This window comes from Micromonospora sp. ATCC 39149 (assembly GCF_000158815.1).
Classification (GTDB): domain Bacteria; phylum Actinomycetota; class Actinomycetes; order Mycobacteriales; family Micromonosporaceae; genus Micromonospora.
In genome coordinates this window covers 5,278,758-5,302,556 of the sequence record NZ_GG657738.1, presented here as the reverse complement: position 1 = coordinate 5,302,556, position 23,799 = coordinate 5,278,758, and the positions used below count along the sequence as shown (strand labels likewise).

25 protein-coding genes and 3 pseudogenes are annotated in these 23,799 nt (G+C 73.2%); 14 read left to right on the top strand and 14 right to left on the bottom strand.

Annotated features, from left to right (window positions below; all coding sequences use genetic code 11):
• Window positions 1-146: 146 nt before the first annotated feature.
• Window positions 147-2,210 carry an APC family permease gene (locus MCAG_RS23205; RefSeq protein ID WP_036374871.1) on the bottom strand — a complete coding sequence of 688 codons (2,064 nt, stop codon included), beginning with the start codon at window positions 2,208-2,210 and terminating at the stop codon, window positions 147-149.
• Between the two features lie 162 nt (window positions 2,211-2,372).
• Here MCAG_RS23205 and MCAG_RS23200 point away from each other — a divergent pair, with 162 nt between their 5' ends.
• Together MCAG_RS23200 and MCAG_RS23195 are read left to right on the top strand one after the other, a co-directional pair.
• Complete coding sequence (locus MCAG_RS23200) at window positions 2,373-3,038, top strand: TrkA family potassium uptake protein (protein WP_007075414.1); 666 nt, start codon at window positions 2,373-2,375, stop codon at window positions 3,036-3,038.
• A 2-nt stretch (window positions 3,039-3,040) separates the two neighbouring features.
• Window positions 3,041-3,730, top strand: coding sequence for a TrkA family potassium uptake protein (locus MCAG_RS23195; protein WP_007075413.1), 690 nt, complete (start codon window positions 3,041-3,043; stop codon window positions 3,728-3,730).
• A gap of 51 nt (window positions 3,731-3,781) precedes the next feature.
• On the opposite strand, the gene MCAG_RS23190 is transcribed toward MCAG_RS23195, so the two are convergent.
• From MCAG_RS23190 to dut, 4 genes and pseudogenes are all read right to left on the bottom strand, one after another.
• Window positions 3,782-4,465 (bottom strand): DUF3159 domain-containing protein, encoded by a 684-nt coding sequence (locus MCAG_RS23190; RefSeq protein WP_007075412.1) that lies wholly within the window; start codon window positions 4,463-4,465, stop codon window positions 3,782-3,784.
• Between the two features lie 31 nt (window positions 4,466-4,496).
• Complete coding sequence (locus MCAG_RS23185) at window positions 4,497-4,880, bottom strand: OB-fold nucleic acid binding domain-containing protein (RefSeq protein ID WP_007075411.1); 384 nt, start codon at window positions 4,878-4,880, stop codon at window positions 4,497-4,499.
• A 177-nt stretch (window positions 4,881-5,057) separates the two neighbouring features.
• Window positions 5,058-5,701 (bottom strand): annotated as a pseudogene (locus MCAG_RS23180) (DUF3710 domain-containing protein).
• 25 nt (window positions 5,702-5,726) lie between these two features.
• Window positions 5,727-6,233 carry a dUTP diphosphatase gene (gene dut / locus MCAG_RS23175; RefSeq protein WP_007075409.1) on the bottom strand — a complete coding sequence of 169 codons (507 nt, stop codon included), beginning with the start codon at window positions 6,231-6,233 and terminating at the stop codon, window positions 5,727-5,729.
• Between the two features lie 84 nt (window positions 6,234-6,317).
• Between dut and MCAG_RS23170 the strand changes: the two genes are divergently transcribed.
• Window positions 6,318-6,809: a DUF3093 domain-containing protein gene (locus MCAG_RS23170; protein ID WP_007075408.1), complete on the top strand. Its 492-nt coding sequence runs from the start codon at window positions 6,318-6,320 to the stop codon at window positions 6,807-6,809.
• 13 nt (window positions 6,810-6,822) lie between these two features.
• On the opposite strand, the gene MCAG_RS23165 is transcribed toward MCAG_RS23170, so the two are convergent.
• Both MCAG_RS23165 and MCAG_RS23160 read right to left on the bottom strand, forming a co-directional pair.
• On the bottom strand, window positions 6,823-7,623 hold the full coding sequence (locus tag MCAG_RS23165; protein ID WP_007075407.1) for a hypothetical protein: 801 nt from the start codon (window positions 7,621-7,623) through the stop codon (window positions 6,823-6,825).
• Window positions 7,624-7,798: 175 nt separating this feature from the next.
• Window positions 7,799-8,095 carry a DUF4193 domain-containing protein gene (locus MCAG_RS23160; protein ID WP_007075406.1) on the bottom strand — a complete coding sequence of 99 codons (297 nt, stop codon included), beginning with the start codon at window positions 8,093-8,095 and terminating at the stop codon, window positions 7,799-7,801.
• 434 nt (window positions 8,096-8,529) lie between these two features.
• Here MCAG_RS23160 and MCAG_RS23155 point away from each other — a divergent pair, with 434 nt between their 5' ends.
• Window positions 8,530-9,045 (top strand): LytR C-terminal domain-containing protein, encoded by a 516-nt coding sequence (locus tag MCAG_RS23155; RefSeq protein WP_007075405.1) that lies wholly within the window; start codon window positions 8,530-8,532, stop codon window positions 9,043-9,045.
• Between the two features lie 32 nt (window positions 9,046-9,077).
• Here MCAG_RS23155 and MCAG_RS23150 read toward each other — a convergent pair whose 3' ends face one another.
• Window positions 9,078-9,902, bottom strand: a complete 825-nt coding sequence (locus MCAG_RS23150; protein ID WP_036374865.1) for an inositol monophosphatase family protein — start codon at window positions 9,900-9,902, stop codon at window positions 9,078-9,080.
• Window positions 9,903-10,190: 288 nt separating this feature from the next.
• On the opposite strand from MCAG_RS23150, the gene MCAG_RS23145 reads away from it, so the two are divergent.
• Both MCAG_RS23145 and MCAG_RS23140 read left to right on the top strand, forming a co-directional pair.
• Window positions 10,191-11,795 (top strand): RNA polymerase sigma factor, encoded by a 1,605-nt coding sequence (locus MCAG_RS23145; protein ID WP_007075403.1) that lies wholly within the window; start codon window positions 10,191-10,193, stop codon window positions 11,793-11,795.
• 245 nt (window positions 11,796-12,040) lie between these two features.
• Entirely contained in the window at window positions 12,041-12,274 is a 234-nt protein-coding gene (locus MCAG_RS23140; protein ID WP_036374862.1) for a hypothetical protein, read from the top strand.
• Window positions 12,275-12,371: 97 nt separating this feature from the next.
• On the opposite strand, the gene MCAG_RS23135 is transcribed toward MCAG_RS23140, so the two are convergent.
• The 3 genes from MCAG_RS23135 to MCAG_RS23125 all read right to left on the bottom strand — a co-directional run bounded on the left by MCAG_RS23135 (window position 12,372) and on the right by MCAG_RS23125 (window position 15,222).
• The gene (locus tag MCAG_RS23135) at window positions 12,372-14,105 is read right to left on the bottom strand and encodes a DEAD/DEAH box helicase (protein ID WP_007075401.1); all 1,734 of its coding nucleotides are present in this window, start codon (window positions 14,103-14,105) and stop codon (window positions 12,372-12,374) included.
• Window positions 14,106-14,312: 207 nt separating this feature from the next.
• Window positions 14,313-14,963 carry a trimeric intracellular cation channel family protein gene (locus tag MCAG_RS23130; RefSeq protein WP_007075400.1) on the bottom strand — a complete coding sequence of 217 codons (651 nt, stop codon included), beginning with the start codon at window positions 14,961-14,963 and terminating at the stop codon, window positions 14,313-14,315.
• A 40-nt stretch (window positions 14,964-15,003) separates the two neighbouring features.
• Complete coding sequence (locus tag MCAG_RS23125) at window positions 15,004-15,222, bottom strand: DUF3039 domain-containing protein (RefSeq protein ID WP_007075399.1); 219 nt, start codon at window positions 15,220-15,222, stop codon at window positions 15,004-15,006.
• Window positions 15,223-15,309: 87 nt separating this feature from the next.
• On the opposite strand from MCAG_RS23125, the gene MCAG_RS23120 reads away from it, so the two are divergent.
• Together MCAG_RS23120 and MCAG_RS23115 are read left to right on the top strand one after the other, a co-directional pair.
• Window positions 15,310-16,236 carry a pseudouridine-5'-phosphate glycosidase gene (locus tag MCAG_RS23120; RefSeq protein WP_007075398.1) on the top strand — a complete coding sequence of 309 codons (927 nt, stop codon included), beginning with the start codon at window positions 15,310-15,312 and terminating at the stop codon, window positions 16,234-16,236.
• Complete coding sequence (locus tag MCAG_RS23115; protein WP_007075397.1) at window positions 16,233-17,132, top strand: carbohydrate kinase family protein; 900 nt, start codon at window positions 16,233-16,235, stop codon at window positions 17,130-17,132. Before MCAG_RS23120 ends, MCAG_RS23115 begins: the two co-directional genes overlap by 4 nt.
• 146 nt (window positions 17,133-17,278) lie before the next feature.
• On the opposite strand, the gene MCAG_RS23110 is transcribed toward MCAG_RS23115, so the two are convergent.
• The gene (locus tag MCAG_RS23110) at window positions 17,279-17,635 is read right to left on the bottom strand and encodes a DUF3099 domain-containing protein (protein WP_036374859.1); all 357 of its coding nucleotides are present in this window, start codon (window positions 17,633-17,635) and stop codon (window positions 17,279-17,281) included.
• Between the two features lie 125 nt (window positions 17,636-17,760).
• Between MCAG_RS23110 and MCAG_RS23105 the strand changes: the two genes are divergently transcribed.
• On the top strand, window positions 17,761-18,048 hold the full coding sequence (locus MCAG_RS23105) for a hypothetical protein (RefSeq protein ID WP_198141609.1): 288 nt from the start codon (window positions 17,761-17,763) through the stop codon (window positions 18,046-18,048).
• A 12-nt stretch (window positions 18,049-18,060) separates the two neighbouring features.
• Window positions 18,061-18,372 (top strand): hypothetical protein, encoded by a 312-nt coding sequence (locus tag MCAG_RS23100; RefSeq protein ID WP_036377865.1) that lies wholly within the window; start codon window positions 18,061-18,063, stop codon window positions 18,370-18,372.
• Window positions 18,373-18,462: 90 nt separating this feature from the next.
• Here the strand turns inward: MCAG_RS23100 and MCAG_RS23095 are convergent, their stop codons facing one another.
• Window positions 18,463-19,047: an HhH-GPD-type base excision DNA repair protein gene (locus MCAG_RS23095; RefSeq protein WP_036377863.1), complete on the bottom strand. Its 585-nt coding sequence runs from the start codon at window positions 19,045-19,047 to the stop codon at window positions 18,463-18,465.
• Window positions 19,048-19,173: 126 nt separating this feature from the next.
• On the opposite strand from MCAG_RS23095, the pseudogene MCAG_RS23090 reads away from it, so the two are divergent.
• Both MCAG_RS23090 and dtd read left to right on the top strand, forming a co-directional pair.
• Window positions 19,174-20,659 (top strand): annotated as a pseudogene (locus MCAG_RS23090) (methyltransferase).
• 34 nt (window positions 20,660-20,693) lie between these two features.
• A complete protein-coding gene (gene dtd / locus MCAG_RS23085) occupies window positions 20,694-21,116 on the top strand; it encodes a D-aminoacyl-tRNA deacylase (RefSeq protein ID WP_007075391.1) in 423 nt (140 codons plus the stop codon).
• A 112-nt stretch (window positions 21,117-21,228) separates the two neighbouring features.
• On the opposite strand, the gene MCAG_RS23080 is transcribed toward dtd, so the two are convergent.
• The gene (locus tag MCAG_RS23080; protein WP_007075390.1) at window positions 21,229-22,017 is read right to left on the bottom strand and encodes a sporulation protein; all 789 of its coding nucleotides are present in this window, start codon (window positions 22,015-22,017) and stop codon (window positions 21,229-21,231) included.
• A 234-nt stretch (window positions 22,018-22,251) separates the two neighbouring features.
• On the opposite strand from MCAG_RS23080, the gene sigB reads away from it, so the two are divergent.
• Together sigB and MCAG_RS23070 are read left to right on the top strand one after the other, a co-directional pair.
• Window positions 22,252-23,268: an RNA polymerase sigma factor SigB gene (sigB, locus tag MCAG_RS23075; RefSeq protein WP_036374855.1), complete on the top strand. Its 1,017-nt coding sequence runs from the start codon at window positions 22,252-22,254 to the stop codon at window positions 23,266-23,268.
• Window positions 23,269-23,319: 51 nt separating this feature from the next.
• A pseudogene (locus tag MCAG_RS23070) lies at window positions 23,320-23,621 on the top strand (glyoxalase); the annotation flags it as partial.
• Window positions 23,622-23,799 lie beyond the last annotated feature (178 nt).

The following is a 23,799-nucleotide window of genomic DNA, read 5'->3' as shown; positions in this document are numbered from 1 at the left end:
CCTCCGGGGGCGACGGCGTCGACGGTCAGCTCGACCCGCTCGGCCTCCTCAGCCCGCGCCGCTCGCCCTCGCCCGACCCGTCGCCCGGCCGAACCCGCCCCGTCGCCGTCCACGCCGGTCCGGGGCCCCGTCCATGCCTGGCCGGGTCATCGCTGGTCTCCCTCGACCGGGCCGTGCTCGCCGGGCGGGGCCGAACGCACCGGCGGGGGCAGGGTGCTGCGCGGGGCGACCCGGGGACCGCGCGCCGGGCCCCGGGTCAGCGTCGCGTCGAGCCGGTCGAGGTTCTTGCCGGCGGTGGACGCGAGCTGCCACGGAACGCTGGTGACCATCACGCCCGGCTCGAACAGCAGCCGCCCCTTCAGGCGCAGCGCGCTCTGGTTGTGCAACAGGTTCTCCCACCAGCGTCCGACGACGTACTCGGGAATGAAGACCGTGACCACGTCGCGCGGCGACTCCCGGCGGGTGTTGGCCACGAAGTCGAGGATCGGCCGGGTGATCTCCCGGTACGGCGAGTCGACCACGGTGAGCCCCACCGGCAGTTCCCGCCGCTCCCAGTCGGCCTGGAGGGCCCGGGTGTCCTTCTCGTCGACGTTCACGGTCACCGCGGTCAGCGTGTCCGGCCGGGTCGCCCGGGCGTACGCGATGGCCCGCAGCGTCGGCTGGTGCAGCTTGCTGACCAGCACGATGGCGTGGTTGCGGGCGGGCAGCACCCCCCGGACCTCGGTCGGCTCCAGCTCGGCGGCGACCCGGTCGTAGTGCCGGCGGATGGCCAGCATCAGCACGTAGAGCAGCGCCATCGCGACGATGGCGATCCACGCGCCGAGCAGGAACTTGGTGATCAGCACGATGACCAGCACCGCACCGGTCATCGCCATGCCGAAGGCGTTGATCGCCCGGGACCGGATCATCCGGCGCCGGGCTCGAGGGTCCCGCTCGGTGCGCAGGTGCCGGTTCCAGTGCCGGATCATGCCGGCCTGGGAGAGGGTGAACGAGACGAAGACGCCGACGATGTAGAGCTGGATCAGCTTCGTCACCTCGGCCTGGAAGCCGACGATCAGCACGATCGCGGCGACGGCGAGGAAGACGATGCCGTTGGAGAACGCCAGCCGGTCCCCCCGGGTGTGTAGCTGCCGGGGCAGGTAGCGGTCCTGGGCGAGGATGCTGCCGAGCACCGGGAAGCCGTTGAACGCGGTGTTGGCGGCCAGGAAGAGGATCAGCGCGGTCATCCCGGCGACCACGTACAGCAGCACCGACCCGGGGCCGAAGACCGTCTCGCCGAGCTGGGTGGTGACGGTCTTCTGCACGTACCCGTCGGGGCCGGAGAGGATCTGTAGGTCCGGGTCCTCGACGAACTGGAGGCCGGTGAGCCGGGCCAGCCAGATGATGCCGACGAGCATGCTCACCGCGATGGTGCCGAGCAGCAGCAGGGTGGTGGCCGCGTTGCGGCTCTTCGGCGTCTTGAACGCGGGCACCCCGTTGGAGATCGCCTCCACGCCGGTGAGCGCGGCGCAGCCGGAGGAGAAGGTCCGCAGCAGCAGGAAGACCAGGGCGAAGCCGGTGACGCTGTGCTCGGCCTGGATCTCCAGGCCGGCGCTGGGCGCACGCAGGTCGTGGCCGAGGACGAAGTACCGGATGAGGCCGGTGATGATCATGCCGCCGATGACGATCACGAAGCCGTAGGTCGGGATGGCGAACGCGGTGCCGGACTCGCGCAGGCCGCGCAGGTTCATCGCGGTGAGCAGCACCACCGCGCTCACGGCGATGAGCACCTTGTGGGTGGCGACGAAGGGAACCACCGAGCCCAGGTTGGCCACGCCGGAGGAGACCGAGACGGCCACGGTGAGCACGTAGTCGACCAGCAGGGCGCTGGCCACCCCCAGGCCGGCCCGGGGGCCGAGGTTGACCGTGGCCACCTCGTAGTCGCCGCCGCCGGAGGGGTACGCGTGCACGTTCTGCCGGTAGCTGGCCACCACCGTGAGCATCACCACGACCACGGCGAGGGCGATCCACGGCGAGAAGATGAATGCCGACGCGCCCGCGATGGAGAGCGTCAGCAGGATCTCGTCCGGGGCGTACGCGACGCTGGAGAGGGCGTCGGAGGCGAAGACCGGCAGCGCGATGCGCTTCGGCAGGAGGGTGTGCTGGAGCCGGTCGGACCGGAACGGTCGACCGACGAGCAGCCGCTTCAGCAGCGAGGTGGGACTGGCCACAAGCGCTAAGGGTACGACCACCTCCACGTGGTCACCCGGGGGTGGCGGGACAGGGCGCTCGGCCGGGCGGGGTACCGTCGTCCCCCGCCGGCAACCCCGACGTGGCAGGCTCGCAGTTGAGGGGTCGACGGCGGACGGGTGCGCGCACCTTGGGAGGGACACGTGCATGTCGTGATCATGGGCTGTGGCCGGGTCGGCTCGACCCTGGCTCAGAGCCTGGAGGCCCGGGGGCACTCGGTGGCGGTGATCGACCAGGACGCCGACGCCTTCCGCCGGCTCAGCCCGGACTTCGCGGGCATCACGGTCACCGGGGCCGGCTTCGACGGCGAGGTGCTCCGGCAGGCCGGCATCGAGCGGGCGGACGCCTTCGCCGCGGTTTCCAGCGGCGACAACTCCAACATCATCTCGGCTCGGCTGGCCCGCGAGACGTTCGGCGTCTCCCGGGTCGCCGCGCGGATCTACGACCAGCGCCGGGCCCAGGTCTACGAGCGGCTGGGCATCCCCACCGTGGCCACCGTGCGGTGGACGGCCGACCGGATGCTGCGGCACCTGGTCCCCGAGGGCAACGTGGAGATCTTCCGGGATCCGACCAGCACCGTCTCGATCGTCGAGGTGCCGGTGCACAAGGACTGGATCGGCCGGCCGCTGCGGGGCCTGGAGGAGGCGACCGGGGCGCGAGTGGCGTACCTGATTCGCTTCGGCATCGGCACCCTGCCCACCGGCTCCACCGCCGTGCAGGAGGGCGACCAGGTCTTCATGCTGGTCACCGACGACATCGTGGCGTCGGTGACCTCGGTGGCGGGCAGCCCGCCGGAAGGAGCGCACTGAGGATGCGGATCGCCATCGCCGGCGCCGGCAACGTGGGCCGCTCGATCGCCCAGGAGTTGATCGACAACGGCCACCAGGTGATGCTGATCGAGCGCCAGCCCCGGATGCTGCGGCCCGACCGGGTGCCGGCGGCCGAGTGGGTGCTCGCCGACGCCTGCGAGCTGGCCAGCCTGGAGGAGGCCAACGTCGCCGGCTGCGACGTGGTGGTCGCGGCGACCGGGGACGACAAGGTCAACCTGGTGGTGTCGCTGCTGGCCAAGACGGAGTTCGCGGTGCCCCGGGTGGTGGCCCGGGTCAACCGGGCCGAGAACGAGTGGCTGTTCACCGAGCAGTGGGGCGTCGACGTCGCGGTGAGCAAGCCGCGGGTGATGGCGGCCCTGGTCGAGGAGGCGGTGACCGTCGGCGACCTGGTGCGGCTGATGACGTTCCGGCAGGGCGAGGCGAACCTGGTGGAGATCACCCTGCCGCCGACCGCGCCGTACGTGGGGCAGCCGATCCACGCCGTGCCGATCCCCCGCGACGCCGCCCTGGTGGCCATCCTGCGCGGCAAGCGGGTGCTGGTGCCCAGCCCGGACGACCCGATCGAGGCCGGCGACGAGCTGATCTTCGTTTGCACGGCGGAGGTGGAGGACGACGTCCGCTCGGTGATCCTCGGCACGGACAGCATCGAGCGGACCCGCGGCGCGGGCTGAGCCCCGTCGCCTCGCCGCCCCGGGGCTGGTGCTCCGGGGCCTGCCCCGATCTCAGGCGCCGGGCAGGGGCTCCGCCGCCGGCTCCCGCGTCACCCGCCGGACCGTCCAGACCGTGATCAGCAGCAGCAGCGCGTACGGCGGGTAGCCCAGCGCCAGCCGGGCCACGCCGAGCGCGGTGTCCTGGTGGGCGAGGTAGAGGGCGGCCTGGACGCCGACCTTGGCCAGCCACACCACGCCCCACAGGACGGTGAGCTGGGTGAAGGTCCGCACGAGGCGCGGGTCTTCCCGCCATTCGGAGCGCCCCTTGGCCACCAGCACCGACCAGATCCAGCCCACGAGGGGCTGCTTGACCGCCGCCGAGACCAGCAGGGCCAGCCCGTACCCGATGCCGTAGAGGATGCCGGGGAGGTAGAAGTCGCGCTCGTCTCCGGTGCGCCAGGCGATCGCCGCGCCGATGCCGACGCCGACCAGGCCGTTGACCGCGTGCCGCACCGGCCGGCGCTGGACCAGCCGCAGCGCGGCGATGAGCAGCGCCACGGCCACCGAGGCGATGACGGCGGGGCGCAGCTCGCCGACGATGTTGGCGACGACGAAGACGACCACCGGGATGCTCGACTCGACCAGCCCGCGCCAGCCGCCGAGCTGGTCGGCCATCTGCTCGGCGAGGGTGGGCAGGGCCTCGTCGTCCTCCGGCCCGGCCCCGGGCTCGGTCGCCCGCTGGGCTCCGGTGGTCATCGCGTCCCTCCCGCCGGCGGCGTGCGCGTCGTCACTTCGGCGGCTCCAACTCGTAGTACGGGTTGTAGATGACCTTGCGATCGTCCCGCATCGCCACCCTGCCCCGGGCGGTCAGGTGCCGGCCCGGCTCGATACCGGCGATGTGCCGCCGCCCGAGCCAGACCAGGGTCACCACGTCACTGCCATCATATAGATCGGCTTCGAGGGTCGGCAGGTTCGTCCGGGGCGTGTAGACCACCGTGCGCAGCCGGCCATTCACACAGACGACCTGACCCCGCCCGCACTGCCGGGCCGGTACGCCGCCGGACTCGGCGCTCCCCCGGCGCAGCTCCTGCGCCTCGATCTCGGCCTCGCTCGCGGTGAGCCGGTGCAGCAGCCGCCGAAACGAGACTCTGCCGCCCTCGTCGGTCGTCATGACCGCGTCACCCTCTCCTCCGCCGGCCGGCCGCGCCGGCACCGGTGCGGCCCCGGTGGACGAGGCCGTCCCGCCAGCGTACGCCGACGGGCGGGACGGCGACATGGGCGGCCCGCCCGGGACCGGCCCGGCGGCACACCGACGACGGGACCCCGGCGGGCCCGGCCGGTGTGCCCGTCAGGCCTCGACGGTCGGGCCGGCCTGGTCGGCCACCTCCCGCGGCAGGCGCAGCGGCAGCGGCTCACGTACGGGCTTCGCCTCCTGGCCGCGGTCCACGACCAGCCCGTCCAGGCACTCGCGCAGCGGGCCGGCGGCGGCCGGATCGGTCGCGGCGGCGCCCTGGTAGACGCCGCGCACCATCCAGCGGGGCCCGTCGATCCCGACGAACCGCAGGTCGGTCAGCCCGTCCGGGGTGCGCACCCGGGCGTGCAGCTCCGGGCCGTACTCGCCCTGCGCCTCCTGGGCCGCCGCGCCGTCGTTGAACAGCGACTGCCGAATCTCCTCGCGCACCTCGTCCCAGATGCCCTCGGAGCGGGGGCGCGGCGAATACGCCCGAGCTGCAACGCGCTCTGCCCGTGCACCAGGACGACCTGCTGGATCACGCCCTGCGGGTCGGCCTGCACCCGAACCTCCACGTCGGCCACCGCCGGGATGTGGAGGCTGCCCAGGTCGAGCCGCTGCACCCCGGCCGGGGCCTCGGAGACGTCGTACGGGCCGCGCGCCGGGGCCTGGTCCTCGGCCTCGCGACCGTCGACCACCTCGGCGGCCCGCTCGTCACGGGCGTGCCGACCGCCACCGGCCCGCTTTCGGGAGAAGATCACTGCGCCCACCCTCCGCTGTTCGCACTCACCCTGCCACCTCTTCCGGCTGCCCGCCGGCCCGGCCCGCCGGCGGCGGGACGAGCCCCGCGTGCCCGCCGGTCGAACCGTGCCCGCCAGCGCCCCGCCGCGACGGCGGCAGCTCGGTCACTGGCCGGAAATCGGCCCGCTCCACCCGCTGGACAACGAGTTGCGCGATCCGATCGCCACGGGCGATCTTCGCCGGTGTCTCCCGATCATGATTGATCAGGTTGACCAGGATCTCACCCCGGTAGCCGGCGTCGACCGTACCGGGCGCGTTGAGCACCGTCACGCCGAGCCTGGCCGCCAGGCCCGACCGGGGGTGCACCAGGCCCACGTACCCCTCCGGGAGGGCGATCGCCAGGCCGGTCGGGACCAGGGCCCGGCCACCGGGAGGCAGCTCCACGTCCGCGGCGGCCACCAGGTCCGCCCCGGCGTCACCGGGATGGGAGTACGCCGGCAGCGGCAGCTCCGGGTCGAGCCGCCGCACGGGCACGGGTACGTCGTCGGTCACGGTCTCCCTCTTCCGTCCGTTTCTCGGGATGACCCTGCCATCCTGCCGGGTCGACCGGCCGTCGCGCGCCGTACCCTGGCAGGAGTGAGTCGATCGCCCTCCCCGACGCCCGCCACCACCCCCGCCACCGGGTACGCGGAGCGGCTCAGCCTGCCGTGGTGGCTCTGGCTGGCCGGGCCGGCCCTCGGCGGTTTCCTCGCCCTGGAGCTGTGGCTGGGCGCGGGCGGCCTGCGTTCCTGGCTGCCGTTCGCGGTGCTGCTGCCGGCAACCGTGGCCGCCCTGTGGTGGCTGGGCCGCATCCGCATCGCCGTGGCCGACGGCGAGCTGCGGGTGGACGATGCCCGGCTGCCCCTGCGGTTCGTGGCCGACGCGGTCCCGCTGGACGCCGCCGGCCGGCGCGAGGTGCTCGGCGTCGGGGGGGACCCCCTGGCCTTCGTGGTGCAGCGCCCGTGGATCGCCGGGGCGGTGCAGGTGGTGCTCGACGACCCGGCCGACCCCACCCCGTTCTGGGTGGTGAGCACCCGCGACCCGGTGCGGCTCGCCGCGGCGCTGCTCGCCGCCCGCGACGCCCACTGACGCGCCCGCGACGTCAGGGCAGGTCGGGCGGCGGGCCGGGCAGCTCGCGCCGCTGCCGGGCGAGGTCCTTGCGGAGCTGGTCGCCGAGGGCCCGGGTGGCCCGCCGGTTGAGGTAGCTGGCCACCGCCGCCCCGGTGAGAAACGGGCCGAGCGTGGTCAGGTTGCGGCCGAAGCGCTTGAGCAGGGTGTCCCGCAGCTCCTTGCGGGCCGCCGTGCCGAGCACCGCGCCCACGCCCACCCCGGGCATCATCGGGTTGACCCCCCGCTGGCTGGCCCAGGACTGCACCACGGCCACCGTGCGCTGGGTGCCGGCGGTGGGCAGCGGGGCACCGTACACCTCGTGCAGCTCACCGATCAGCTTCAGCTCGACGGCCACCACGGCGACCGTCTCGGCGGCCAGCAGCACCGGCGCGGAGAGCAGCGTCGGCGCGACGGCCCACTCGACGGCCGCGACTCCGCCGCCGGCCGCGCCGATCGCGGCCGTCGTCCGGGCAGCGTTACGGATCAGCCGGTCGGCGAGGGCCTCGCCGTCCAGGCCGGGAAAGTGCCGGCGCAGGGTGGCCAGGTCCCGGATCGGCACGTGCGGGGCGACGTCGGCGACCGCGTCGGTCATCCAGCGCACGGCGGCCCTCGGCTTGAACAAATCGGCGAGCCCCCGGCCGCGGACCTGGCCGACCAGCCGGGTCAGTAGCTGCCGTCGGCGGGCCGGCTCGATGTCGTCGGCGGTGAGCGCGGCCAGCGTCGCGCCCAGTTCCTCCCCCGCGCCGGTGCCGTCGGTGGCGGGGCGCCCGCCGTCGTCGCTGCGCTCGACCATGCGTCGACCTCCCGGGTGCGTCGGCGTAACTGCCCTCATGAGTCAAGCAGTTACCCACCACCGGCGCACGGCACCGCAGTAGGCCGGTGGCGCACCGGCGGGCGCGGACGTGGCCGGGTCGCCAGCTTCCACAGCGGCGGCCTCGTCGACGAGGCCGCCGCCGGTGTCGGGGTGGTCAGACGCACTCGCGGCAGATCAGCTCGCCGTTGCGTTCGACCGCCAGTTGGCTGCGGTGGTGGACCAGGAAGCAGCGGGCGCATCGGAACTCGTCCTGCTGCATCGGTAGCACCTTGACCGTGAGCTCCTCGTCGGCCAGGTCAGCACCAGGGAGCTCGAAGCTCTCGGCCACCTCGGCCTCGTCGACGTCCACGGCACCCGACTGTGAGTCGACCCGCCGGGCCTTGAGCTCTTCCAGGCTGTCCTCGCCGAGGTCGACCTCGTCGCGACGCGGGGCGTCGTAGTCGGTGGCCATCGGTTTCACTCTCCCATATCGATATGGTCGCTCCCGGTTGTAACGCCGGAAGGCGCTGTTTCAGTTCCACTGCCGGCCACCAACTTCTGTCGGTCACCCGACCCGGCCACCGGCCGAACCGGGCCGCCAGAGAAACTCCCCCCAGCGAGCGCGGTACCTTACCCCCTCTTGGGCGAGGCATGTATACCGCCCTCGCGGCTCAGATGTACGCCCCAGGCCTCGAAGTTGTTCCCAATGTGACTCAGGCGACACGAAGATAGGGGTAGTAGTACCCGCTTCCCGGTTGGCGCGCCGGCATGTCGGACTGTTTCCACGCGACCGCCGGACAACCGTTAGCCTCAGCGGCGTACTCGACGGCCGGCGGGGCGGCCCACCGCCTCCGACCGCCGCCACCCAATCACCGCCCGGGGAGCGCCCAGATGAGCTTTGCGCGAGTGCGAGCACTCGTTGTCGTCGGTCTGCTGGCGGTCGTCGCCCTGGTCTTCGTGGTCGTGGCGCTGGTCCGCGACACCCAGGGCAAGGGCGGCGTGGCCGGCGGCTGCCCCGAGGGCGCGCCGCTGGCGGACGTGGCCCTGCACGAGAACAAGGACGTGAAAATCAACGTCTACAACGCCACCGACGAGGTGGGCCTCGCCAGCAAGGTCGCGGACGACTTCCGCAACCGCAAGTTCCAGGTGAAGAAGGAGGGCAACGCCAAGCAGCAACTCGACGGCGTCGCCGTCCTGCGGTACGGCCCGAAGGGAGTCGGCTCCGCCCACCTGCTGCGGGCGTACTTCCTCAACAACGCCGAGCCGCAGTTCGACATCAAACGCAAGGACGACACGGTCGACGTGATTCTCGGCAACAACTTCGCCCAGCTCGCCACCACCACGGAGGTCAACCAGTCACTGGGTGACCTGGGTGCCCCGGTCGCGCCGGCCGGCACCTGCCCGATGCCCGTCGACAAGTGACCCGCTGGCCGGGCCTGGCCGCCCCGGCGCGGTCAGGGGCCGCCCGAGGCGTCCAGGTCGGCCAGCCGGTCGTGCAGCGACGCGAACAGCGCCGGCGGGGCGGCGATCATCAGGTCCGGGCCCGCCGGCCGCCCGCCGAGCCCGGCGACCAGCAGCCCGGCTTCGGTGCCGACCAGCGCGCCGGCCGCGTGGTCCCAGAGGTTCAGGCCCTTCTCGTAGTACGCGTCCAGCCGCCCCTCGGCGGCCAGACAGAGGTCCACCGAGGCGGCACCCTGCCGGCGGACGTCGCGCACGTGGCCGATCAGTCCGGCGAGCACCCGGGCCTGGTGGGCCCGGCGGGCGGGGTCGTAGCCGAAGCCGGTGGCGACCAGCGCCTGCCCGAGGTCGCTCTCGGCGGAGCAGCGCAGCCGCTGCCCACCCCGGTACGCCCCGCCGCCGACGGTCGCCGTCCACTCGTCGCCGGTGAACACGTTGCGCACCACGCCCGCGACCACCTCGCCGTCGACCTCGGCGGCCAGCGACACCGCGCAGTACGGCAGCCCGTAGAGGTAGTTGACCGTCCCGTCGATCGGGTCGACGATCCAGCGCACCCGGGCCGCCGGAGCCGCCGGGGCGGCCTCGCCCGCGCCGTACTCCTCGCCGAGGACCGCGTCGTGGGGGCGCAGGCGGCGCAGCGCGTCGACCACCTGTCGCTCGACGGCCCGGTCGGCGGCGGTGACCACGTCGGTGACGGTGGACTTGGTGTCGGCCACCGACACGCCCTCGGCCCACATCCGGTGCGCGGTCGCCGCCGCGACCCGGGCGACATCGACGGCAATCTCCAGCAGTTCCCCAGGTGGCGGCACCGAGCGGTCCATGGTTCGTCCCCTTCCCGCACGACTGGGCCCGTCCGGGTCGCGCGTGAGTATCATCCTTACAAAGTCCACATCTGCGTCGGATCGTCGACCCCGGCAGTCGGTCCGCCGTGCGGCGCAGGATGATCGCGGCAGACGGCGTTACAATTCACCCTGCCCACGCGCCACGGACCGCCAGCGACCCGGCCGGCCCGGGACACGGGGGTCCCTCAACCACATCGTCCGGCACCGTGCTCCGCGCTGCGTCGGGCAACCCGGCCGTGCTCGCTCTTCGCCTCCGGAAGGTCATTCGTGACAGAACCCCGCCAAACCGGCGCCGACGTTCGCTCGCTCACCGACACCCTGATCGCCCACGCGCAGAGCGCCGGCGGCCAGCTCACGTCGGCCCAGCTCGCGCGCACCGTCGAGTCCGCCGAGGTGACTCCGGCCCAGGCCAAGAAGATCCTGCGTGCGCTCGCGGAAGCGGGGGTGACCGTGGTCGTCGACGGCTCGGCCAGCCCTCGCCGCCGGGTCGCCGCCGCCCGGTCCGCCACCCCCGCGTCCCGGGCCACCACCGCCAAGACCACCAAGAAGGTGGCCGCGCCCGCCCCGAAGCAGGCGCCCGCCGCCGACGACGCCCCCGAGTCGGCCCCTCGAAAGGTCGCCGCGCGCAAGGCCACGACCGAGGCGGTCGCCAGGGCCGCCGTGCCGGCGAAGGTCGCGCGGCCCGCCCGGGCCACCAAGGCGACGGTGGCCGCCGCAGCGGGCAAGCCCGCCAAGGCCGCCGCCGGCAAGCCGAAGGGCGAGGGCGCCGAGGGCGACATCGACCCGGAGGAGCTCGCCGCCGAGATCGAGGACGTGGTGGTCGAGGAGCCGGTCGAGCTGGCCCAGGCCGCCGCGGCCGACGCCGCCAGCTCCGCCACCGACAACGACTTCGAGTGGGACGACGAGGAGTCCGAGGCGCTCAAGCAGGCGCGCCGCGACGCCGAGCTGACCGCCTCCGCGGACTCGGTCCGGGCGTACCTCAAGCAGATCGGTAAGGTGCCCCTGCTCAACGCGGAGCAGGAGGTGGAGCTCGCCAAGCGGATCGAGGCGGGCCTCTACGCCGCCGAGCGGCTGCGCGCCGCCGAGGAGGGCGAGGAGAAGCTGGTCCGCGAGATGGTCCGCGACCTCGGCTGGATCTCCCGCGACGGCGAGCGGGCGAAGAACCACCTTTTGGAGGCCAACCTCCGGCTGGTGGTGTCGCTGGCCAAGCGCTACACGGGCCGCGGGATGGCGTTCCTCGACCTGATCCAGGAGGGCAACCTCGGCCTGATCCGGGCCGTCGAGAAGTTCGACTACACCAAGGGCTACAAGTTCTCCACGTACGCCACCTGGTGGATCCGGCAGGCGATCACCCGGGCGATGGCCGACCAGGCCCGCACGATCCGCATCCCGGTGCACATGGTCGAGGTGATCAACAAGCTCGGCCGGATCCAGCGCGAGCTGCTCCAGGACCTGGGCCGCGAGCCCACGCCGGAGGAGTTGGCCAAGGAGATGGACATCACACCCGAGAAGGTGCTGGAGATCCAGCAATACGCTCGGGAGCCCATCTCGCTCGACCAGACCATCGGCGACGAGGGCGACAGCCAGCTCGGTGACTTCATCGAGGACTCGGAGGCCGTCGTCGCGGTCGACGCCGTCTCCTTCTCGCTGTTGCAGGACCAGCTCCAGCAGGTGCTGCAGACGCTCTCCGAGCGCGAGGCGGGCGTGGTCCGGCTCCGCTTCGGCCTCACCGACGGCCAGCCGCGTACGCTGGACGAGATCGGCCAGGTCTACGGCGTGACCCGGGAGCGGATTCGGCAGATCGAGTCCAAGACGATGTCGAAGCTGCGCCACCCGTCGCGCTCACAGGTTCTCCGTGACTACCTGGACTGACCCGGATTCGTCAACTGCTTGTGTCGCTTTGATCACCAGCCGTACAACACCCGATGGTGATCGGTCGGTTGCACGATTGTGATCGTTGACGTGGCACCCTTGGTGCACGGCACACTGTTGCTGCCAGGTGTGACTTCGGTCCCCCGCGGGCACACAGGGAAGGCAAGGCCCTCATCGGGTGTTGCACGATAGGTGAGCAACGACCGAGGAGATTGTTCATCGGTGACGACCAGAGGAGGAAGGCGATGACCCCGACCCTCACGCCGCCGCCCGAGACGGTGGCTCCCCCAGCCGCCGATGAACGGTGCGACCGCTGCAACGCTGCCGGCAAGCTCCGTATCACTCTCGCAGGCGGAAGCGAGTTGGTGTTCTGTGGGCACCACGCGAACAAGTACGCGGAGGATCTCGTGAAGATCACCGTGCGGTACGCGACGGACCCCGAGTTCAGCTGGCGTGGCGCCGATCTGATGGCGAACTGACCGCAAGAAACCCCAGACCGACCCAAGTCGGCCGGAGGTGCCCAAAGGGCCCCTCCGGCCGATTTTTCCATGCAATGTCCCGTTTCGCCGCCGACGGTCAGAGGGTCTGGACCGTGGCGATGCGCTCCTCAAGCTGCTCGATGGTGGCCTGGGCGCTGGGCGGGCCGCCGCAGAGGCGGCGCAGCTCTGCGTGGATCTTGCCGTGCGGGAGGCCCGTCCGGTGGTGCCGCGCCGCCACGAGGGCGTTCAGCTGCCGCCGTAGCGCCACCCGGCGCTGGGCGGCGCTCATGGGTTGGGGTGGGGCCGCCGTGGCGGCAGGAACCGGCTCAGCGGCCCGCTCGGTGGCCCGGCGGCGCTGGGCCGCCAACTGCTCCGCCTGCCGCTTGGTGAGCAGCAGGGAGACCTGGTCGGCGGTGAGCAGCCCGGGCAGGCCCAGGTACTCCTCCTCCTCCGGGGTGCCGGCCTGGGCGGCGGTGCCGAAGGAGGCACCGTCGAAGATCACCTGGTCCAGCTCGGCCGTGGCGGACAGGGCGGCGAAACGCTTCTCCAGCTCCCCGCTGGCCTGGTCGTCGCGCTGGGCGCGCTCCAGCAGGTCGTCGTCGAAACCCTCGCGGTCCTTCGGCTTGCCGAGCACGTGGTCCCGCTCGGCCTCCATCTCGCTGGCCAGCCCGAGCAGGTGCGGCACGCTGGGCAGGAAGACCGATGCGGTCTCCCCCGGGCGGCGGGCCCGGACGAACCGGCCGATGGCCTGGGCGAAGTAGAGCGGGGTGCTGGCGCTGGTCGCGTAGACGCCGACCGCCAGGCGGGGGATGTCGACCCCCTCGGAGACCATCCGGACCGCCACCAGCCAGCGCTGCTCGGACTCCGCGAACGTCGCGATCCGGGCGGACGCGCCCTGGTCGTCGGAGAGGACCACCGCGGCCTTTTCGCCCGTCAACCGCTCGATCAGCTTCGCGTACGAGCGGGCGGTCTGCTGGTCGCTGGCGATGATCAGCCCGCCGGCGTCGGGCATCCCGGCGTTGCGCAGCACGGTCAGCCGGGAGTCGGCGGCCCGCAGCACCTGCGGCATCCAGTCACCGGCCGGGTCGAGCGCGGTACGCCACGCCTGGGCGACCAGGTCCTGCGTCATCGGCTCGCCCAGCCGGGCGGCCAGCTCGTCCCCGGCGTTCGTCCGCCATCGGGTCTCCCCCGAGTACGCCAGGAAGAGCACCGGCCGGACCACGTTGTCGCGCAGCGCGTCGGCGTAGCCGTACACGGCGTCGGCGCGGGAACGCAGCAGGCCGTCGCCGCCACGCTCGTAGGTGACGAACGGGATCGGGTTGTCGTCGGAGCGGAAGGGGGTGCCGGTGAGCATCAGCCGGCGCACGGCGGGCTCGAACGCCGCCTTCACCCCGTCGCCCCAGGTGCGGGAGTCGCCGGCGTGGTGGATCTCGTCGAGGACGACCAGGGTGCGCCGGGTCATGGTGCGCCGCCGGTGCACCTGGGGTGCCATCCCCACCTGCGCGTACGTGACCACCGCGCCGTGGAAGTCGGCGGAGGAGTGCAGGTCGGCGTTGCGGAACGCCGCGTCGAGCTGGATGCCGACCCGGGCCGCCGACTGCGCCCACTGGGTCTTCAGGTGCTCGGTGGGGGCGACCACGGTGACCGCCTCGACGGTGCCGTCGGCGAGCAGTTCGGCGGCGATCCGCAGGGCGAAGGTGGTCTTGCCGGCCCCGGGGGTGGCGACCGCCGTGAAGTCCTCGGTGCGTCGTCGCAGGTACTCCACCAGCGCCTTGCGCTGCCAGGCGCGCAGTGGTGGGAACGTCTCGAGCGCCGGCCTCCGGGCTGCCACGCGTCAGGCTCCTCTCCGACCGCGCGACGGCGGGCCCCGGTCGAGGGCCACGGGTGCCGCCGCCCATGAAAACGCCCTCGCGCATCGGGTGCCGCGAAGGCCGGATCAGCATAACCAGCGCGGGCCGGCGGGCCCAGGCGACGCCACGCTGGTCACATCGGCACCAGCGGCCACGGACACCGTCGGCGACGATCGACTCACCACGGGTCAGGATCCGGGCCCCCGCGCGCCGGTGCGAGGCGGACGGAACGTGGCCACCGGGGCGGACCAGCGCCGCCGCAGCGACACCAGGCGCAGCGCGAAGACCAGTACCGCCGCGGCGGTCAGTCCGGCGGCGTCGGCGCGCCCGAGCGCGTCGAGCAGCGCCACGGCGGCCGACCCGGCGAGAGCCGCCACCGCGTAGATCTCCCGGCGCAGCACCACGGGGATCTCGCCGGTGAGCAGGTCCCGGCCGAGGCCGCCGCCGATGGCGGTGAGCATCCCGACGACGCACGCGCCGACCGCCGGCACCTGGGCGTCGAGTGCCTTGAGCGTGCCGGTGACGGTGAACAGCCCGAGACCGGCGGCGTCGAGCACCAGCACGGTGGTGCGCAGCCGGGCGAGCCGGGGGTGCAGCCAGAAGGTGGCGGCGGCGGTGAGCGCGGCGGTGGCGGCATACCGCCAGTCGGCGAAGGCCAGCGGGGGCACCTCGTCGATCACCAGGTCGCGCAGGATCCCGCCACCGAGCGCGGCGACGAAGCCGACGAAGACGACGCCGAACAGGTCGAGCCGCTTGGCCACCGCCGCGGAGGCACCGGAGGCGGCGAAGACGGCCACCCCGGTCAGGTCGGCGAAGAGCAGGGCGGTGGAGGTGGTCACCGCCGAAGGCTACGTGGGCGGCCGGAACACCCGCCCGTGGTCAATCGCCCCAGGAGTCGTAGATCTCCTTGCACTTCGGGCAGACCGGCGAGCCCGGCTTGGCGGCCTTGGTCACCGGAAACTTCTCCCCGCAGAGCGCGACGACGAAGGTGCCCATCACGGCACTCTCCGCGATCTTGTCCTTGCGGACGTAGTGGAACATCTCAGGACCGGTGTCGGCGTCCTTCAGGTCCGGACGTTCGAGAACCTGTGTGCTCACTTCTGCACCTCCAACTTTCCAGTCTGGCAGGTCTGACTGGCCGGGTCCACCGCAGGCCACCCCTTCCCGGCCCGTACCGTAACGGACGTGAACAGCTTTGACATCCACCTCGGCGCCGAGGTGGGCGCCGCCCTGCGCGACCGGCGTCCGGTCGTCGCCCTGGAGAGCACCATTGTCTCGCACGGCCTTCCCCGGCCCGACAACCTGCGGGTGGCCCGCGAGATCGAGCAGGCCGTCCGCGCCGCCGGGGCGGTCCCGGCGACCATCGGCATGGTCGGCGGCCGGCTCGTGGTGGGGCTCGACGACGCGGAGCTGACCCGGCTCGCCACCGTCGACGGGGTGAGCAAGCTCTCGGTGCGCGACCTCGCGGTCGCCGCCGCGGCCGGCGCGGACGGGGCCACCACGGTCGCCGCCACCAGCGCGGTGGCCGCCGCCGCCGGGATCGGGGTCTTCGCCACCGGCGGGCTGGGCGGGGTGCACCGGCAGGCCGCGACGACCTTCGACGAGTCGGCCGACCTGGGCACCCTGGCCCGCACGCCGATCGCCGTGGTCTGCGCCGGGATCAAGTCGATCCTCGACGTCGGGGCCACCCTGGAGCGGCTGGAGACCCTCGGCGTGGCCGTGGTCGGCTACCGCACCCGGCGGCTCCCCGGCTTCTACCTCACCGACGCCGGCTTCGACCTGGACTGGTCGGTCGACTCGCCCGAGCAGGTCGCCGACGTGTTGGCCGCGCAGGACGCCCACGGGGTGCACGGCGGGGGGCTGATCGTGGCCAACCCGCTGCCGGCCGACGAGCAGCTCGACCCGGCCCTGCACGACCGGACCCTCGCCGAGGGCCTCGCCCGGATGGAGCGCGACGGGGTGACCGGCAAGGCCGTGACGCCGTACCTGCTCGCGCACTTCCACGCCGCGACGCAGGGCGCGAGTCTCGCGGTGAACGTGCGGATCATCCTGCGCAACGCCGACCTCGCCGCCCGGATCGCGGTCGCCGCCGCGCGCCGCGCCGCCGCATGACCGCTCCGGGTCGAATCGTCGTCGTCGGTGACCTGATCACCGACGTGGTCGCGGTGCTCGGCGGGCCGCTCGTCACCGGCTCCGACACTCCCGCCACGATCCGGGTCAGCGGCGGCGGGCAGGCGGCCAACACCGCCGCCTGGCTCGCCGCCCAGGGCGTCGCCGTGACCATGGTCGGTGCCGTCGGCGACGACGACGCGGGGCGCGACCGGGTCGCCGAGTTGCAGCGTGCCGGCGTGGACTGCGCGGTCGAGCGGCACCCCGGCCGGGCCACGGGCACGGTGATCGTGCTCACCGGCGAGGGCGAGCGCACGATGGTGACCGAGCGGGGGGCAAACCTGTGGCTGGCCGCCGGGCACGTCGACGCGGCCCTGGCGCAGGTGCCCGACGCGCGGCACCTGCACCTGTCCGGGTACTCCCTGTTGGACGCCGGGTCGCGCGGCGCCGGGCTGCGCGCGCTGGCCGCGGCGCGCGAGCGCGGGCTCACCACCAGCGTCGACGCGGCGTCCGCGGCGCCGCTGCGGCGGGTCGGCGCGGCGGCCTTCCTGGCCTGGGTACGCGACGTCGACCTGCTCCTGGTCAACGCCGACGAGGCGGCCGTGCTGGCCGGCGGGCTGGACCCGGCGGCGCAGGCCCGGGTGTTGACGGCGACGGCCCGGCGGGTGGTGGTGAAGCGGGGTGCGGCCGGGGCGGTGTGGGCTGACCGGACGGCGACGATCAGCGTGGCCCCGTCGCGGCGGGTGGCCGTGGCCGACGTCACCGGGGCCGGGGACGCCTTCGCGGCCGGGCTGCTGTCGGCCTGGCTGGCCGGGGCCGAGCCCCGGGCAGCGCTGGACCAGGCCGGCGACCTGGGCGCGCTGGCCGTGTCGACGATCGGCGCGCGCCCGACGAGCTGACCGGACCGCCCCCGGCCCGGACCATACGGGCCCTCAGCCCGGCTCGGCCGCCAGCCCGGACCGGCTGCCGGGTCGGTCGCCCTCCCCGGACGCGCCGGGAAGCCGCCCCGGGCCGGGGTCGGCCTCCCGGCGGCGCGGTCGCCGGGTCAGGGCTCGACGTCGATGATCTTGTGCGGGCGCTCCTCGGCGGCCAGGCTCATCGGCGGGGTCGCGTCGGTGTGCCGGGGCTGGAACCGGTTGGCCAGCCGGTGCTTCTCCTTCGGTGGCCGGTCGTTCGCCAGCAGCACCGCCAGCCACGGGATGAGCACCATCCCGAGGCCGCACAGCGGCAGCCAGAGCCAGAGCAGAGGTGCCTGCGCGCCAACCAGGATCGCGCCGACGATCACGCAGGCCACCCGGACGCCCATCATCACGACGTAGCGACGCTGCCGGCTGGTGAGCTGGTCGTCCTGGCTGCGGGCCGCGTCGGTGATCAGGATCGGTTGGTACGCCTGACGTTTCACCACGGACCTCCAAGCGGGATTGCCCCCATCCTGTCACCCCGGGACGTTGATCAGTTCGTCCCGGGGCGTTAAGCAGCGAAATCGAACCGTTCCGGCTCGTGTTACGCGCGTGGTACGCTCCGCTCGTGGGCAGCCGGTTCAGCTTCACCGACGAGGCGTTGGCCAACCTGCGGGTCTACGACGTCACGCCCGGCGAGGTGTGGGAGGCCCTGCACAGCCCGCGGCGGGTCATCCGGCACCTGGGCGACGACGTGATGGTCGTCTACGCCGCCGTGCGCCACGGCAGGCGGCTGGCCGTGCTGCTCGCCGAGGCAGACGGCGCCGACAACGACTGGGACGTGCTCTCCGCCCGGGAGCTGACCGACGCCGAGGCCAAGCGCTACGACGAGGCCGTCCGCAGATTCCGCCGATAGGGAGGCGTGGCGATGAACCGTAACGACGCGACCAAGCAGTTCCACGGCGGCGACGACCGGCTCGCCGAGCTGATCGACGCCAGCGCGCCCGCGGAGCTGCCCACCCCCGACACCGACGTGCCGATGGTCAGCCGCTCGGTGCGGCTGCCGCTTGACACATACGAGCGGGTGCGGGCCGCCGCCGACGCCCGCGGCATCGGGGTGACCACGCTGATGCGGCAGTGGATCGAGGCCGGCCTGGCCGAGCTGGACGACTCGGCGACCGTCTCCCTCGCCGACGTCCGGCGCGCCCTCGCCGCGCTCTCCCGGCCCACCGCCGCCTGACGCTCCCGGCACCGCCTGACGATCCTCGACGCCGCCTGACGCTCCCGGCACCGCCTGACGCCTCGGCGAGGCCACCGGGCGTGGGGCGCGTCAGCCCTTCGCGGCCTTCGCCTCCGCCTTCAACCGCTGCTTGTGCTCGCGTACCCGGCGCAGCGAGCCCGGGTCGGTCACGTCGGCCACCGACCGGTACGCGTCGGCGTCGCCGTAGTCGCCGGCCGCCTCCCGCCAGCCGTCCGGGGTCACCCCGTACCGCTTGCCGAGCAGCGCCACGAGGATCTGCGCCTTCTGTCGGCCGAACCCGGGCAACTCGGTGATCCGGCGCAGCAGCTCCCGCCCGTCGGCGACGTCGGCCCAGAGCCGGGCGGCGTCGCCGTCGTACCGGTCGACCAGCACCCGGCACACCTCCTGCGCCCGGCCCGCCATTGCCTTCGGGAACCGGTGCAGGGCCGGTGGCTCGGCGAAGACCGCCACCAGCGCGTCCGGGTCGTACCCGGCCAGTTCGCGGGCATCCGGCTCGTGCCCGAGGCGCTGCGCCAGCACGTACGGGGAGGAGAACGCCTTCTCCATCGGGACCTGCTGGTCGAGCGTCATCCCCAGCAGCAGGGCCAGCGGGCTGCGCTCCAGCAGCCGGTTGGCCTCGGGGTCGATGGGCAGCGAAAGCGTCATGCCGTCCATCCTGCCCGCCCGCCGCCCGGAGCCGACGCCGACTCCCCGACGGTGGTTTGCCCGCCGGGCCCGCCCGGCGGTGGATTTCCGGGCAGCGGTGACGCCGTCCGCCACGGCAGAGGGCAGGATGGCGACGTGGACGAACACGACATGCTGCTCCTCCCCCCGCCGGCGTCGAGGCGCTCGGACGCGCTGTCCCGCGCCGGCGTACACGTCGAACGGCATCGCCGACCGGCTCGGCCCGCAGGCCACCGGCGGGATCGCCCGCAACGACTTCCGGGCCGCCCTGCGCGCCACCGGCGACCGCGACCCGCTCGCCACCCTGATCCGGGTCTTCATCTGCGACCAGACCGAGCCGGAGGCCGCGGTGGCCGCCGCGCTCGCCCCGCTGACCGTGGCCGAGGCGCTGGCCGGGGGCCTGGTCGAGCGGCACGGCGAGGGGCTGCGCGCGGGCGTCGACCTGGAGCCGTACGCCGACGACTGGTGGGTGCTGGCCGACCTGCCGGCCAGTTCCCGGCCGGGCCGGCCGCTGCACTCCGAGCACGTGCTCGGCATCGGCGGGGCGACCCAGACGCTGATCGGGGCGACCGTGCGCCAGCCGGTGGAGAGCGCGCTCGACCTCGGCACCGGCTCCGGCGTGCAGGCGCTGCACCTGTCCACCCACGCCCGCCGGGTCACCGCCACCGACGTCTCGCAACGGGCGCTGCGCTTCGCCGCCACCACCGCCGCGCTCAACGGCCAGGACTGGGAGCTGCTGTGCGGGGACATGGTCGCCCCGGTCGCCGGGCGCCGGTTCGACCTGGTGGTCAGCAACCCGCCGTTCGTGGTGGGCCCGGGCACCACCACCCACGTGTACCGGGACTCGGGCCGGGTCGGCGACGCGATCGGCGCCGAGCTGGCCGCCGCTGCCCCGGGGCTGCTCACCGAGGGCGGCACCATGCAGTACCTGGCGAACTGGGTGCACGTCGCCGGGGAGGACTGGGGCGACCGGGTGGCCGGATGGTTCGCCGGCACCGGCCTGGACGCCTGGGTGATCCAGCGCGAGGTCGCCGACCCGATGGCGTACGTCAACCTGTGGCTGACCGACGTCGGCGAGGCGGCCGACCCGCACCGGATGGCGGCCTGGCTCGACTGGTTCGACGCGCACAAGGTCGAGGCGGTCGGCTTCGGCATCGTCTCGCTGCGCCGCGCCGGCCACGCCGACCCGGTGGTGCGGGTGGAGGACCTGCGGCAGCGGGTGGAGCCTCCGCTGGGCGAGAAGATCGCCGCCTGGTTCGACCGCCAGGACTGGCTTCGGGTACGTGACACCGAGGGGCTGCTCGCCGCGCGCTACCGGGCCGCCGAGGGGCTCCAGCTCCGGCAGGAGGCCACCATGAGCGACGAGGGATGGGCGGTGGACCGGCAGGTCCTCGCCATGCCACACGGGCTGCGCTGGACCGAGGAGATCGACCCACTGGTGCTGGCCCTGGTCGGCGGCGCGGACGGCCGGCTGCCGCTGCGCGATCAGCTCGCCCTGCTCGCCGTCGCGCACGACGTGACGCCGCAGGAGCTGGCGGAGGCGGCCGGCCCGATCGTGGCCCACCTGGTGGAGCGCGGCATCATCGAGCCGGTGACCGCCTGATGGGGGCGCTGGGGCCGACGCGGGTGCTGGGCTGATGCGGGCGGTCGTGCAGACCGTCGGCCGGGCCAGCGTCACGGTCGACGGGGAGGTTGTCGGCGCGGTGACCGACGGGTTGCTGGTGCTGCTCGGGGTGACCCACACCGACACCCAGGAGACCGCGCGCACCATGGCCCGCAAGATTCACGAACTGCGCATCCTGGACGACGAGCGCAGCGCGGCGGACAGCGGCGCGGGCATCCTGGTGGTCAGCCAGTTCACCCTCTACGGCGACGCTCGCCGGGGTCGGCGGCCGAGCTGGGCGGCCGCCGCCCCCGCCGAGGTGGCAGAGCCCCTGGTCACGGCGGTTGTGATGGCCCTGCGTGACCGTGGCGCTCCGGTGCAGACGGGCCGCTTCCGCGCCCACATGCTGGTCGAGAGCGTCAACGTAGGCCCTCGCACCCTTCTTTTGGACCTCTGACCCACCCCCACTTGTTGATCAGGAGGTTTGCGTCAGCCGGGATCCGGATTCTGACGCAAACCTCTTGATCACCGGGGAGATCCGGGGGTGGGCGGAGAGGTCGCGGGGTGGGTCAGAAGAACAGGCCGCGGCGTTGGACCGACTGGCGGAGCCAGGCGTCGAGCTGGGCGGCCCAGTCGGTGTTGTGCGCCGTGGCGTGGTCGACGGTGAAGCGGCCGAAGGCGTCCCGGCCCTCGGTGAGGACCCCGCCCCGCTTGTCGATCTCCAGCACCACCTGCATCTGCTGCGGGTCGGTGATGAAGGTGACCTCCAGCTGGTTGATCGCGCGGGCGTACTGGGGGGCCGAGTAGAACTCGATCTCCTGGTAGAACGGCAGGTGCTGCCGTACCCCGTAGATGTGGCCCCGCTCGACGTCGGCGCGGGCGAACCGGAAGCCCAGCCGCAGCAGCGCCTCCAGCAGCGCCTCCTGGGCCGGCAGCGGGTGGACCGCCACCGCGTCCAGGTCGCCCTTGTCGACGGCCCGCGCCACCTCCAGCTCGGTACGCAGCCCCATCGTCATCCCGTGCAGGTGCTGCCCGTACAACTCGGTGAGCGGAGTCTCCCAGGGCACGTCGAAGCGGAACGGGACGTCGTACCGCTGCCCCGACTCCAGCCGGAACGCCCCCGTGACCTGCCTGCGGTGGAACTCCTGGGTGGTCTCGTAGTCGCTGTCGCCGCTCTCCACCTCGATCCGGGTGACCAGGCCCAGCGCGACGTACTCGATGTCCACCGGGTGCTCGCCGCCCGCCACGTGGACGACGCCCTCCAACTGACCGCCCGGACGGCAGTTCGGATTGCTCAGCACCGTCTCCACCGACGGGCCACCCACACCCATCGCCTGCATGAGCCGCTTGAAGACCACGAAGACTCCACCCTCTCGGAGGTCGGCCGTAGCGTCCGACCTGGTGATCCGGCCGAACGGCCGACTGCCGGAACGGTAGCCGGGCCCGACAAGGCCAGGCGTCCGGACACCCCTATCCGCTGTCGGTTCCCCGATCGCCTCACTCCCGTTTCACGTCTCGCTTGCCAGAGTGTGTGTCACCGGCACCACTGGGCCGGCAACGCGGCACCGACGTGGACACGGGGAGAGACAGAGATGGCCCTTCAGATGATCGAGAACCAGATCGGCCCGGCCGCCACCATCGACGCCGAGGCTGCCGCCGACACCCTGACCGACCTGGACGCCACCGACGAGCGCGGCGTCTCCACGGATCTGGTCCGGGCCTACCTCAACGGCATCGGGCGCACGAAGCTGCTCACCGCCGAGCAGGAGGTGGAGCTCGCCAAGCGGATCGAGGCCGGGCTGTTCGCCGAGGAGAAGCTGGCGACGTGCACGCCGGTCTCGACGGTGCTACGGGCCGACCTGGAGATCATCGTCGCCGAGGGCCGCACCGCCAAGGACCACCTGCTGGAGGCCAACCTGCGCCTCGTGGTCAGCATCGCCAAGCGGTACACCGGCCGCGGGATGGCGTTCCTCGACCTGATCCAGGAGGGCAACCTCGGCCTGATCCGGGCCGTCGAGAAGTTCGACTACACCAAGGGCTTCAAGTTCTCCACGTACGCCACCTGGTGGATCCGGCAGGCGATCACCCGGGCGATGGCCGACCAGGCCCGCACGATCCGCATCCCGGTGCACATGGTCGAGCAGGTCAACCGAATGGTCCGGGCCCGCCGCGAGCTGGCCGTCACGCTGGGCCGCGAGCCCACCGTGGCCGAGGTCGCCCGGGCGATGGACGTCCCCGAGTTCCAGGTCATCGAACTGATCTCGTACGACCGGGAGCCGGTCAGCCTCGACCAGGCCGTCGGCGAGGACGGCGAGAGCGCGCTCGGCGACTTCGTCGCCGCCGTCGACCCGGCCGCCGAACCCGGTGCCACCGCCGTGGACGGCGAACTGCGCAACGAGGTACGGATCGTGCTCGCCACCCTGTCCCAGCGGGAGCAGGCGGTGATCCGGCTCCGCTTCGGCCTGGACGACGGCCGGCAGCGCACCCTGGACGAGGTGGGCAGGGAGTTCGGCCTGTCCCGGGAGCGGATCCGGCAGATCGAGAAGGTCACGCTGCTCAAGCTGCGGGCTCCGGAACGGGCGCAGCGACTGGAGGCGTACGCCTGCTGAGCGGGCGCGCGGGAACGAAGGGCTCCGGCGGTTCGCCGGGGCCCTTCGGCCGTAGGCGACGACGTACGGATCGTGCAGCTCACGCCCCCGGCTCCGGCTGCTCGATCGTGATCGGCACCGGTGCGGTGCCGCAGATGCCCCCGGGTTCGCTGAAGGGGCTCCAACTGGTCGTGCCCGACCTGCCCACGGCCCGCGCGGAACTGGTCGCCCGGGGCGTGGAGGTGAGCGAGATCCAGGTGCTCGGGCAGAATCCCCGCCCGGTGCCGGACCCGCTGGACAACGTCGGCTTCGTCTTCTTCACCGATCCCGACGGCAACGCCTGGGCCGTCCAGCAGATCTCCAGCCGGGCCTGAGCCGCCTGCGGCGCGTGCCCCGGCGCCCGAGGTGTTGGGAGGGGGCCCTTCCTATACAGAATGCGTTAACAAGGGGTCCTTCCTTACCCCTCAAAGGCGGCGGGGACCAGTGTCGGGGCGGGCGCCCGCCGCGCCGACGCCGACCGTGGCGTGCAGCACCGAGATGCCGTCCGGGCGG